The 11881-nt window shown below is 69.5% G+C and carries 10 protein-coding genes; 7 read left to right on the plus strand and 3 right to left on the minus strand.

Annotated features, from left to right (window positions below; genetic code table 11):
* The 7 genes from ileS to mutL form a co-directional block, all read left to right on the plus strand.
* Positions 1-2665, plus strand: a 2665-nt coding sequence (gene ileS / locus QGG75_01685; GenBank protein ID MDP6065957.1) for an isoleucine--tRNA ligase, incomplete at its 5' end; no start/stop codon positions are given.
* Complete coding sequence (gene lspA, locus QGG75_01690; protein MDP6065958.1) at positions 2665-3144, plus strand: signal peptidase II; 480 nt, start codon at positions 2665-2667, stop codon at positions 3142-3144. The genes ileS and lspA, both read left to right, overlap by 1 nt.
* Entirely contained in the window at positions 3141-3698 is a 558-nt protein-coding gene (locus QGG75_01695; GenBank protein MDP6065959.1) for a DUF3035 domain-containing protein, read from the plus strand. The genes lspA and QGG75_01695 overlap by 4 nt, the downstream gene beginning before the upstream one ends.
* A 92-nt stretch (positions 3699-3790) precedes the next feature.
* Positions 3791-5155, plus strand: a complete 1365-nt coding sequence (locus tag QGG75_01700) for a pitrilysin family protein (protein MDP6065960.1) — start codon at positions 3791-3793, stop codon at positions 5153-5155.
* Positions 5155-6477 (plus strand): pitrilysin family protein, encoded by a 1323-nt coding sequence (locus tag QGG75_01705; protein ID MDP6065961.1) that lies wholly within the window; start codon positions 5155-5157, stop codon positions 6475-6477. Before QGG75_01700 ends, QGG75_01705 begins: the two co-directional genes overlap by 1 nt.
* 2 nt (positions 6478-6479) lie before the next feature.
* A complete protein-coding gene (locus QGG75_01710; protein MDP6065962.1) occupies positions 6480-7787 on the plus strand; it encodes a glucose-6-phosphate isomerase in 1308 nt (435 codons plus the stop codon).
* On the plus strand, positions 7784-9592 hold the full coding sequence (mutL, locus tag QGG75_01715) for a DNA mismatch repair endonuclease MutL (protein MDP6065963.1): 1809 nt from the start codon (positions 7784-7786) through the stop codon (positions 9590-9592). Before QGG75_01710 ends, mutL begins: the two co-directional genes overlap by 4 nt.
* Here the strand turns inward: mutL and rsmD are convergent.
* Genes rsmD through QGG75_01730 form a run of 3 tightly spaced genes read right to left on the minus strand, consistent with a single transcriptional unit; the run spans position 9575 to position 11594 of the window.
* Entirely contained in the window at positions 9575-10147 is a 573-nt protein-coding gene (rsmD, locus tag QGG75_01720) for a 16S rRNA (guanine(966)-N(2))-methyltransferase RsmD (protein MDP6065964.1), read from the minus strand. The two genes, mutL and rsmD, sit on opposite strands and share 18 nt — an antisense overlap.
* Before the next feature lie 15 nt (positions 10148-10162).
* Entirely contained in the window at positions 10163-10882 is a 720-nt protein-coding gene (locus QGG75_01725) for a pseudouridine synthase (protein MDP6065965.1), read from the minus strand.
* A gap of 4 nt (positions 10883-10886) precedes the next feature.
* Positions 10887-11594, minus strand: a complete 708-nt coding sequence (locus QGG75_01730) for a gamma-glutamyl-gamma-aminobutyrate hydrolase family protein (GenBank protein MDP6065966.1) — start codon at positions 11592-11594, stop codon at positions 10887-10889.
* Positions 11595-11881: the final 287 nt, after the last annotated feature.

Genomic DNA, 11881 nt, shown 5'->3' on the forward strand with positions numbered 1-11881 from the left:
CCACATGGGCACGGCCATGAACAAGATCCTCAAGGACTTGATCAACCGCTCGCAGCAGATGATGGGCAAGGACGCCAACTACGTGCCGGGCTGGGACTGCCACGGCCTGCCCATCGAATGGAAAATCGAGGAGAAATACCGCGCCGCCGGCAAAAACAAGGACGAGGTGCCGATCGGCGACTTCCGCCGCGAATGCCGCGAATTCGCCGAACACTGGATCGACGTCCAGCGCCAGGAGTTCGAGCGCCTGGGCGTCATCGGTGACTGGCACAACCCCTACACCACCATGACGTACGCCGCCGAGGGCCGCATCGTCTCCGAGCTCTTGAAGTTCCTCATGGACGGCAGCCTCTATCAGGGCTCGAAAGCGGTGATGTGGTCGGTGGTCGAAAAAACCTCGCTGGCCGAGGCCGAAATCGAGTACCACGACCACGTCTCGACGACCATTTTCGTGCGTTTCAAGGTGCGTGACGAAGCCCCGGCCGAGGGCTGCGCCGATCTCCGCGGCGCCAGCATTGTCATCTGGACCACCACGCCCTGGACCATGCCCGGCAACCGCGCCATCGCCGCCCGCCGCGACGCCACCTACCTCCGGCTGCGGCTCGGCGAGGTGGCCGAGGGCTCGCTGGCGAAAGTGGGCGAGGAGATCGTGGTGGCCGAGCCGCTCAAGGATCAGGTCTGCGCCGAGGCCGGCATCACGGCCTGCGAGGTGGTTTCCCGGCACCCCGGCCGCGAGATCGTCGGCCTGGTCTGCGCCCACCCGCTGGCCGGCCAGGGCTATGACTTCAGCGTGCCGGTACTGGCGGCCGGCTTCGTCGAGATGGACCAGGGCACGGGCTTCGTCCACATCGCTCCCGGCCACGGCGCCGACGACTTCGAACTGGGCTCGGCGCACGGCATCGAGGTGCCGCAGACGGTCGACGAGGCGGGCTGCTTTTACGATCCGGTGCCGCTGTTTGCCGGGCTTCACGTCTTCAAGGCCGACGATCCGGTGTGCCAGGCCCTGACAGCGGCCGGCGGCCTGTTGGGCCGGGGCAAGATCAGCCATTCCTATCCCCATTCCTGGCGTTCCAAGGCGCCGCTGATCTTTCGCAACGCACCGCAGTGGTTCATTTCCATGAGCCAGACCGGCTTGCGCCAGACGGCACTCGCGGCCATCGAGGCGACGCGCTTCTATCCCGGCTCGGGCCAGACCCGGCTCTACAACATGGTCGAGGCGCGGCCCGACTGGCTGATCTCGCGCCAGCGCGCCTGGGGCGTGCCCATCACCGTCTTCGTCGAGCGCCACAGCGACCAGCCCTTGCGCGACGAGGCCGTCAACGGGCGCATCGTCGAGGCGGTCACGGCGGAGGGTGCCGATGCCTGGTTCGAGAGCCCGCCCGAGCGCTTTCTGGGTCCGGACTACGACCCGGCGGCCTACGACCGGGTCGAGGACATCGTCGACGTCTGGTTCGATTCGGGCTGCACCCACACCTGGGTGCTGGAGGACCGCGAAGACCTGGAATGGCCGGCCTCGCTTTATCTCGAGGGCTCGGACCAGCACCGCGGTTGGTTCCATTCCTCGCTGCTGCAGTCCTGTGGCAGCCGCGGCCGAGCGCCCTATGACGGCGTGCTGACCCATGGCTTCGTGATGGCCGCCGATGGCCGCAAGATGTCGAAATCGCTGGGCAACTTCGTGGCGCCCCAGGACGTCATCGACCAGCAGGGCGCCGACATCCTCAGGCTCTGGGTGGTCAATTCGGACTATTCCGAGGATCTGCGCATCGGCCCCGAAATCCTCACCGGCCAGGTCGATGCCTACCGGCGGCTGCGCAATACGCTGCGCTTCCTGCTGGCCAACCTGGCCGGCTTCGAGGCGGCCGAGAAACTCGAGCCGGCGGCAATGCCGGAGCTTGAACGCTGGGTGCTGCACCGGCTCTGGGAGCTCGACAGCGAAGTGCGCGAGGCCTGCGGCAATTTCGACTTCCATCGCCTCTTCGTCGATCTCTACAACTTCTGTGTCAGCGACCTTTCGGCCTTCTATTTCGACATCCGCAAGGACGCGCTTTATTGCGACCGCCCCGACGGGCCGCGCCGGCGCGGCGTGCGCACGGTGCTCGACCAGGTCTTCACCTGCGTCGTCACCTGGCTGGCGCCGGTGCTCAGCTTTACCTGCGAGCAGGCCTGGCTGTCGCGCTACCCCGACGAAGCGGCCGCTACCGCGGCCCTGGACAGCGTGCATCTGCAGCTCTTTCCCGAGCTGCCCCCGGCCTGGCGTGACGACGCCGTGGCGGCGCGCTGGGCCAAGGTCCGCGAGGTGCGCCGCGTGATCACCGGGGCGCTCGAGGTCGAGCGCCAGGAAAAGCGCCTGGGCTCGAGCCTGCAGGCCCACCCGCTGATCTTCGCCGAGGCCCAATACCACGAAGCCGTGGCCGATCTCGACCTGGCCGAAATCGCCATCACCTCAGGCGCCACGCTGAGCACCGAGGCGGCACCGGCCGAGGCCTTTCGGCTGGTTGACGTGCCCGGCATCGCGGTGCTGCCCGAGGCCGCCGCCGGCGCCAAGTGCCAGCGCTGCTGGATGGTGCTGCCCGAGGTAGGCAAGGCCCAGCCCACAGAGCCTAACGACCTCTGTGGACGCTGCGCCGACGCCGTGGCGGCGCACCGGGCCGGTACCGCCGGCTGATGGGGCGGCGCCTGGGCCTGGCGCTGGCGCTGGCGGTGCTGGTGCTCGACCGGCTGAGCAAGTGGATCTTGATTGAGCAACTGGCCGACCCGAGAATTATCGAAGTAACCCCCTTCTTCAATCTGGTGATGGTCTGGAACCGCGGCATCTCGTTCGGGTTCCTGCAATCGGGCAGGCAATGGGCACCCTACCTGCTGGCGGCGCTGGCGCTGGGCGTCGCGCTGGTGTTGGCCGTCTGGCTGTGGCGCAGCCGGCGCCGCTTGACGGCGGCGGCGCTAGGTCTGGTCATCGGCGGGGCGCTGGGCAACGTCTGCGACCGCCTGGTTTGGCAGGCCGTGGCGGACTTTTTCGATTTTCACCTGATGGGCTACCACTGGCCGGCCTTCAACGTCGCCGACGCCGCCATCGTAGTGGGCGTCGCCGGTTTGCTCATGGATGGCTTGTTCGAACGGCGCGAAGAAGATAAACAGGGAACATGAAACTTCGATATGTTTTTCCGCCCCTCTTGGCCCTGCTGACGCTGGCTGCCTGCGGCGGCGTGCGCGACGAGCTCGGCCTGACCAAGAAGGCGCCCGACGAGTTCACCGTGGTGACCAAGGCGCCCTTGATCCGGCCGCCCGATTATTCCCTCAAGCCGCCACGTCCCGGGGCGCCCAGGCCGCAAGCCGTGCCGACGCGCGAGACCGCCCGCCAGGCGTTGCTGGGCAATACCGCTCCGGCCGCCAAAGGGGCCGGCCAACCGGCGGCCAATCGTAGCGAGCGCATCTTCCTCAAGCGCGCCGGGGTGGATGATGTGCAGCCCGGCATTCGCACCATCATCGACCGCGAAATGACCCAGGTGGCACAGCGCGGCGAAGGCTTCGCCGAACAGATCCTGTTCTGGCAGAAGAAGCAGCCCCCGGGCCAGGTGGTCGATGCCGGCAAGGAAGCCAAGCGCATCAAGGAGGCCCAAGCCAAGGGCCAGGCGCCGAGCGGCCAGGGCGTACCGGTGATCAAACGACGCAAGCGGGCGCTGCTGCAGGACGTCTTCTAAGGCGATTCACAGCGATCTGAACCGCCTCGTCACGCTGCCGTGATGACCGATGCCCTTTACGCCCTGGGGGGGTGGTAACTATCCTCATGGCCATGAACGCAATCAGTCTATTCCGCTTCGCGCCCCTGGCTCTGGCCCTGGCCACCGCCCTCGTGTTCGCCGGCCCGGCCGGGGCCGGACTATTCAATCCCACCACGTTTGCGCTGAAGAACGGCATGCAGGTGGTGATGATCCCCGACCATCGGGCGCCGGTGGTCACCCACATGGTCTGGTACAAGGTCGGCGCGGCCGACGACCCGCCCGGCAAGTCGGGTGTCGCCCACCTCTTGGAACACCTCATGTTCAAGGGCACAGCCAAGCTGCCGGGCGGCGGCTTTTCCCAGACCGTGGCCCGCCTGGGCGGGCGCGAGAACGCCTTCACGGCGCACGATTACACCGGCTATTTCCAGACCGTGGCGGCCCACCGCCTGGCCACCGTCATGGAGCTCGAGGCCGACCGCATGGTCAACCTGGTGCTCAGCGAGGCCGACGTTAAGACCGAGCGCGAGGTGGTCATGGAGGAACGCCGCTCGCGCACCGACAACGATCCCGGCTCGCTACTCGGCGAACAAATCGCCGCCAGCCAGTACCTGGCCCATCCCTACCGGCTGCCGGTGATCGGCTGGGCCCACGAGGCCAGCCAACTTGTGCGGGCCGACGTGCTGGCCTTCTACGAAACCTGGTATGCACCCAACAACGCCATCCTGGTGGTCGCCGGCGACGTCACCGAGGCCACCTTGCGGCCGCTCGCCGAACGCACCTACGGCGCCCTGGCGGCCCAGTCCGTGCCACCCCGGCTGAGGCCCCAGGAGCCGCCGCAACGGGCGGCCCGGCGCGTGGTGCTGGAAGATGCCCGGGTGCGCCAGGCGAGCTTCAGCCGCAGCTATCTGGCGCCCAGCCGCACGGCCGGCGAGAGCCGCCATGCCGAAGCGCTGCAGGTGCTGGCCGACATCCTCGGCGGCGGCACCACCAGCCGTCTCTACCAGGCCCTGGTGGTGAAACAAAAACTGGCCTCGGGTGCCGGCGCCTACTACCGCGGCTCCACCATGGACCTGGCACGCTTCCACATCTACGCCAGCCCGACGCCGGGCGGCGCCCCGGGAAGCCAGGTTGCGGAGCTAGAGGCGGCGGCCGACCGGGTGCTCGCCGAGGTGCTGGAGAAAGGCGTCAGCGAAGCCGAGCTGGAACGCTCCAAGGCCGGCATGATCGCCGCCGCCACCTACGCCCGCGACAACGTGCGCCGGGCCGCGCGCTTCTTCGGCAGGGCCCTGGCCACGGGCCGCCGGGCCGCCGACGTCGAGGCCTGGCCCGAGCGCATCGCGGCGCTCGGCGTCGCCGATATCAACGCCGCCGCCCGTCACGTGCTCCGTCTCGAGCGCTCGGTCACCGGGCTGCTGTTGCCCAAACCGGCCAGTTAGTGCGCCTTGTAGCCACCCTCGCCGCCCTGCTGCTGGCCCTGCCGGCCGTCGCCGCGCCGATCCAAAAGCTCGAGACCAAGGGCGGCCTCGAGGCCTGGCTGGTCGAGGAGCCGAGCATCCCCATCATCGCGCTGGAACTGGCCTTTCGCGGCGGCGGCAGCGCCAGCAATCCGGCCGGGCGCGAAGGCCTGGCCAACCTGGTCTCCGGACTGCTCGACGAGGGCGCCGGCGAGATGAAGGCGCTGGCCTTCCAGACGCGCTTGGAGGAGTTGGCCATCAGCCTCAGCTTCGATAGCGGCAAGGATACCTTCCGGGTCAGCCTGCGAACCTTGTCCCAGCATCGCGACGAAGCCTTCCGGCTGCTCGGCCTGGCGCTCGGGGCGCCGCGTTTCGACGCCGCGCCACTAGAGCGCGTGCGCAACCAGATCCTGGCCAGCATCGAACGCCGGGCCGAGGATCCCGATGCCATCGCCGGCCTCACCTGGATCGCCAAGGCCTTCCCCGACCACGCTTACGGCCGCCCCGGCTCAGGCACCACGGAGAGCGTCAAGGCCATCGAGCGCCGCGACCTCGAGGGCTTCGTCAAGGACCGGCTGGCCCGCGACAACGTGCTGATTGCCGCCGTCGGCGACATCGCGCCCGGGGAATTGTCGCGGCTTTTGGATCTGACGCTGGGCGGCTTGCCGGCCCGGGCCGCGGCGCTGGCGCTGGCCCCCACCGGACTGCCCGCCGGCGGCTCGCTGACCGTGGTGCGCAAGGCCATACCCCAGAGCGTGGTATCCTTCGGCCTGCCCGGCATCATGCGCCACGACCCCGACTGGTACGCCGCCTATGTCATGAACTATGTGCTCGGCGGCGGCGGCTTCACTTCGCGCCTTTACCAGGAGGTGCGCGAAAAGCGCGGCCTGGCCTACTCGATCTACACCTACCTCTATCCCTACCAATACGCCGCCGCCTACCGGGGCGGCGTCGCCACGGCCAACGCCCGGGTGGCCCAATCGCTGGCTCTGGTGCGCAGCGAGCTCGATCGCCTGGCCGCCGATGGCATCAGCGATCAGGAGCTAAGCGATGCCAAGACCTTCCTCAACGGCTCCTTCCCGCTGCGCCTCGACAGCAACAGCAAGATCGCCGGTATCCTGATTTCCATGCAGCTTTACCGTCTGGGCATCGATTATCTCGAGAAACGCCCCGGCTACATCGCCGCCGTCAACGCCGCCGACATCCGCCGCGTGGCAAAACGGCTGCTGCGCAGCGACGACCTGATCGTCGTGGTGGTCGGCGACCCCGACGGCCTCGAAGACGACGGCAAGGCGGCCGACTGAGCGTGCCCTATCGCCAGCAGATCGACGACTGCTTTGCCGAAAGCATAGGTGCCGGCGGTTTGCCGAGGGCCGACTTCGAGGCCCTCGCCGGCCCAGCGGCGGCGGCCCTCTCGGCACTTGGCGAGGACATCGCGGCCGGCCGGCTGCCGGCCTTCGGCGTGGTCAGCGACGATGACGACCTGGTGCCGCTCGAGGAGCTGGCGGCTCGGCTGCGCGGGGATTTCCAGCGCCTGGTGGTGCTCGGCACCGGCGGCTCGAGCCTGGGCGGCCGGGCGCTGGCGGCACTGGCCGAGGGCTCTCGGCTTTGCTTTCTCGATAACCTCGATGCCGAGACCCTCGATGCCGTGCTGGCCGACAGCGCCGGCACCGCCTTCCTCGCCATCTCCAAGTCGGGGGGCACGGTGGAGACGCTGTGCCAATTGCTGGTCTGCCTGCGGGCAGTGCGCACATCGGCCGGCGAGGCGGAGCTCAAGCGCCGCTTCGTGCTGATCAGCGAACCCGGTGACAACCCCTTGCGGCAACTGGCAAGCCATTACGGGCTCTCGATCCTCGACCACGACCCCGGCATCGGCGGGCGCTATGCCGTACTCTCGCTGGTCGGCCTGCTGCCGGCGCTGGTGGCCGGCCTCGATGCCCGGGCCGTGCGGGCCGGCGCCCGGTCGGTGCTCGCCGAGGCCGTCACGGCAGCCCGGGGCACCGATCCGGCGGCCTCTGCCCCGGCCGCCGGGGCGGCCCTGGCGGTGGGACTGGCGCGGCGCGGCCGGACCTCCAGTGTGCTCATGCCCTATGCCGGCCGGCTGGCCGATTTTGCCGAATGGTATTGCCAGCTGTGGGCCGAAAGCCTGGGCAAAGGGGGACGGGGCACGACGCCCATCAAGGCGCTCGGGCCCTTGGACCAGCATAGCCAGCTGCAGCTTTACCTCGACGGCCCGGACGACAAGATGTTCACCCTGATCGGCGCCCGGAGCCGGGGCCGGGGCGCCGCCATCGATCCCTCGGCGCTGGGGGGCCGGCTCGACTATCTCTCGGGCCGTACCGTCGGCGACGTGGTGGCGGCCTCGTTTGACGGCACCGCGGCGACACTGGCCGGCCACGGCCGGCCTGTGCGCCGGCTGCATCTCGAGTTTCTCGACGAGCAGGCCATGGGGGCGCTGTTCATGCACTTCATGCTGGAAACCGTGGTGGCGGCACGGCTTTTGGACGTCGATCCGTTTGACCAGCCGGCCGTGGAAGACGGTAAGATAAGGACGCGCCAAATGCTCGGCGCCCAAAGGCCCGACGCCCAGTCGACGGAGGACGCTCCGGGATGACGCTACGCCGCCTGCCCGAGACCATCATCAATCGCATCGCCGCCGGCGAGGTGATCGAACGGCCGGCGGCGGCGCTCAAGGAGCTGGTGGAAAACGCCATCGATGCCGGCGCCCGCCACATCGACGTCACCATGGCGGGCGGCGGCCGGGTGGCGCTGGTGGTCAGCGACGACGGCTTCGGCATGACGGCGGAGGAACTCGAATTGGCCGTCAAACGCCATGCCACCTCGAAACTGCCCGACGACGATCTCGAACACATCGCCACGCTGGGCTTCCGTGGCGAGGCGCTGCCCTCGATCGCCGCCGTCAGCCGGCTGACCATCACCAGCCGCGCCCGCGGCGCCACCGAGGCCTGGTCGCTGGCGGTGGCCGGCGGTGAGGTGGCGGCGCCGCAACCGGCGGCCCAGACCGAGGGCACCCGGGTCGAAGTGCGCGATCTTTTCTATGCCACGCCGGCACGCCTCAAGTTCCTCAAGAGCGAGCGCACCGAGCTCGGCCACGCCGTCGACGCCGTCAAGCGCCTGGCCATGGCCCAGCCGGGCATTTCCTTTTCCCTGGCTGACGGCAGCCGCCAAGTCCTGCGCTATGCCGCGGCACCGCTCACGGGCCGGCTGGCCGATGCCGAATCCCGGCTCGAGCGCCTGGGCCAGGTGCTGGGGCGCAGCTTCCAGGACAACGCCGTGGCCGTGGCGGCCGAGCGGCCCGACATGCGGCTTTCCGGCTTTGCCGGCCTGCCAACGCTGAGCCGCGGCAACGCCCAGGCCCAGTACCTCTTCGTCAACGGCCGGCCGGTGCGCGACCGCCTGCTGCTGGGTGCCGTGCGCGGCGCCTATCAGGACCTGCTGGCGCGGGGCCGCCACCCCCAGGTGGCGCTGTTTCTCGACATCCAGACCGAACTGGTCGACGTCAACGTGCATCCCTCGAAGACCGAGGTGCGCTTTCGTGACGCCGGCCTGGTGCGGGGCCTGATCGTCGGCGCCCTCAAGGCGGCCCTGGCCGAGGCCGGGCAGCAAAGCGCCACGACGGTGGCGGCCGGCGCGCTCGGCGCCTTTCGGCCGGGCGCTGGCGGAGTCTATCAGATGCAAAGCCGTCCCGCTGCCGGCTTGCGCGAGACCGCTCTGGCCTACCAGACGCCGCTCGCCGCCGACTTTGCCCCGGCCGCCCGTAGCGATGCACCGCCCGAGCTGGGCGAGGCCGCCGGCGCGCCCGAGGAACTGGCCACCCACTACCCGCTGGGGGCGGCCCGGGGCCAGCTTCACGCCACCTACATCGTGGCCCAGAACGCCGACGGCATCGTGCTGGTGGACCAGCACGCGGCCCATGAACGCCTGATCTACGAGGGCATCAAGGCCGACCTCCTGGGTGACGGCGTGGCCAGTCAGGGCTTGTTGCTGCCCGAGGTGATCGAGCTCGACGAGGGCGAGGCGGCGCTGCTGGCGGAACGCGGGGAGGAGTTGGCTCAACTCGGCCTCGGCCTCGAGGCCTTCGGCCCGGGCGCCGTGGTGGTGCGCTCGACGCCGGCGCTGCTGGGCGAGGTCGAGGTCGGCGCCCTGATCCGCGACCTGGTCGACGATCTCAAGGAGCTCGACCAGACGGCGGTGTTGGCTGAGCGTTTGGCCGAGGTCTGCGGCACCCTGGCCTGCCATTCCAGCGTCCGCGCCGGGCGCCGCCTGGCGCTCGACGAGATGAACGCGCTGTTGCGCCAGATGGAGGCGACGCCCAACTCCGGCCAATGCACCCACGGCCGCCCGACCTATGTCGAGCTCAAGCTCGAAGACGTGGAAAAGCTATTCGGGCGGCGCTGAGGCCCGCAAAATCAGCAGCCGCGTGCCGCCGTAGCGGCGCTCGTCCAGCAACTCGAAAGCGGCCGGCACGGCGAAGCTCTCGCGGCTCGAAAGCTCGACGCAGGCGATGGCCCGGGCCAACCAGCCGCCGTTCCACAGCGCCTCCAGCGCGACTTCGCCGAGGTCCTGGCCATAGGGCGCATCGAGCAGCACCAGATCGGCCGGCAGCCCGGGCGCCGCCGGCACCGGGCCGGGCTGCGTGGCATCGCGCTGATAGACCGCCACCCGGTCGCTACCAAAGGCTTCGGCGTTCTGGCGCAACAGCGCCAGCGCGCGGCGGTCGTTCTCGATGAAGCTTACCTGCGCGGCGCCTCGCGACAGCGCCTCCAGGCCCAGCGCGCCGCTCCCGGCGAAGACGTCGAGCACCTTGGCGCCCTGTGGCAAACCCTCGCCGAAGCCGCCATGCGCGAGAATATTGAAAAGCGCTTCGCGCACCCGCTCCGAGGTCGGCCGCACCTCGCGCCCGGCCGGCGCCGCCAGCCGTCGTCCCTTGTGCTTGCCACCGACGATGCGCATGCCGGCCCTCTCCCCTCACCCCCCGCCCAGTTGCTCGCGCAGCACCTTGGCCGGCACCTCGCGCACCTCGCCGGCCCCCAGGTTACCCAGCTGGAAGGGGCCGTAGGCGATGCGGATGAGGCGGTTGACGCTGAAGCCGAGGTGCTCGAAGACGCGCCTGAGCTCGCGGTTGCGGCCCTCGGTCAGGCCTACCGAGAGCCAGGCGTTGGCACCTTGTTGGCGCTCAAGCCGGGCCTCGATGGGGCCGTAGCGCACGCCCTCGACCTCAATGCCGCCGGCCAGCCGGGCCAGCGCCGCCTCTTCGGGCCGACCATGCAGCCGCACCCGGTAGCGCCGCTTCCAGCCGGTGGCCGGCAGCTCCAGGCGCCGCGCCAGGGCGCCGTCGCTGGTCAGCAGCAAAAGCCCCTCCGAGGTCAGATCGAGACGCCCCACCGAAACCAGCCTGGGCAGACCCTCGGGCAGCGCATCGAAGACCGTGGGCCGGCCGCGCGGGTCGCGGTGCGTGGTGATCAGGCCCGCGGGCTTGTGGTAGCGCCAGAGCCGGCTCCGCCCGGCCGCCGGCAAGGGCTGGCCGTCGACCACAATGCGGGCCCCCTCGCCCACCACCAGGGCCGGACTATCGAGCACCACGCCATCGACCTCGACCCGGCCGGCCGTGATCCAGCGTTCGGCCTCGCGGCGCGAACATAAACCGGCCCGGGCCAGGCGCTTGGCAATGCGTTGACCTTCTGCCATGGCGCTAGCCGGCGGCGATCAGGGCGGCAAAGAGCAGCGCGTCGCCGGGGTCGATGAGGTATTCGGGATGCCACTGGACGCCGAGACAAAAGCCGTAGCCCGGGTGCTCGATGGCCTCGATGACGCCGTCACTGCTGCGGGCGCTGACCACCACGCCGGGGCCCGCCTCGCCGGCCGCCTGGTGGTGGGCCGAATTGACCGCCATCCCTTCGCTGCCGACGATGGCGTGCAGCAGCGTGCCCGGCACCACGGCGACCTCGTGGCCGGCCTCGGTGCGGGGGTTGGGCTGCTCATGCGCCAGGGCGTTCTTGACGGCGTCGGGGATGTGCTGAATCAGCTCTCCGCCCAGGGCCACGTGCAAGAGCTGTTGGCCGCCGCAGATGCCAAAAAGAGGCAGGTCGCTCTCCAGCGCTGCCCGCGCAATGGCCAGTTCGAAGTCGGTGCGCCGGTCCTTGGTTTTGACCGTGGGATGGCGATCGGCGGCTCCGAAGTGGGCCGGATCGAGGTCGAAATCACCGCCGGTGACGATCAGGCCGTCGAGGCGCTCGAGATATTCGGCTGCCAGCGCGGTCTCGTGGGGCAGGAAAAATGGCAGGCCGCCGGCTGCGCTGACGCAGTCGGCGTAGTTCTGCCGCGAGGCGTACCAGGGAAGCTTGGCGTAGCCGCCGGGTTCTTCCGAATCCAGGGTGAGGCCGATCAGCGGACGTGCCATGGGCCGATTCTAGCCCGCATTTCTCACCGGGTCACGGCCTGCGTCGCCCCCAGGTGATGCGATCCGGAAGGAAAAGGTCGATGAGCGTAGTGGGACTACGCTCTTCGACCTTTTCCGTAGCGGGCGCGCGGCTGGGGGTGACCCTTCGGGCGGCGCTGTCGCACCGACAGGGTGTGTCGCGCTGCTTGCCCGATGTCCCACATCGCGCGGCGCAGCGCTCCTACCCTGTCGGCGCGACAGCGCCGCGCAGGCCATGACCCGGTGAAAAATGCGGGCTAGGCCGACGG

This window comes from Alphaproteobacteria bacterium, assembly GCA_030740435.1.
Lineage (GTDB): Bacteria > Pseudomonadota > Alphaproteobacteria > UBA2966 > UBA2966.

Bases quoted from the DNA above. Each gene is read 5' to 3' on its own strand.
- lspA (MDP6065958.1), top strand. From the start codon at position 2,665: ATGGGGCGGCGCCTGGGCCTGGCGCTGGCGCTGGCGGTGCTGGTGCTC.
- QGG75_01695 (MDP6065959.1), top strand. From the start codon at position 3,141: ATGAAACTTCGATATGTTTTTCCGCCCCTCTTGGCCCTGCTGACGCTG.
- QGG75_01700 (MDP6065960.1), top strand. From the start codon at position 3,791: ATGAACGCAATCAGTCTATTCCGCTTCGCGCCCCTGGCTCTGGCCCTG.
- mutL (MDP6065963.1), top strand. From the start codon at position 7,784: ATGACGCTACGCCGCCTGCCCGAGACCATCATCAATCGCATCGCCGCC.
- rsmD (MDP6065964.1), bottom strand. From the start codon at position 10,147: ATGCGCATCGTCGGTGGCAAGCACAAGGGACGACGGCTGGCGGCGCCG.
- QGG75_01725 (MDP6065965.1), bottom strand. From the start codon at position 10,882: ATGGCAGAAGGTCAACGCATTGCCAAGCGCCTGGCCCGGGCCGGTTTA.
- QGG75_01730 (MDP6065966.1), bottom strand. From the start codon at position 11,594: ATGGCACGTCCGCTGATCGGCCTCACCCTGGATTCGGAAGAACCCGGC.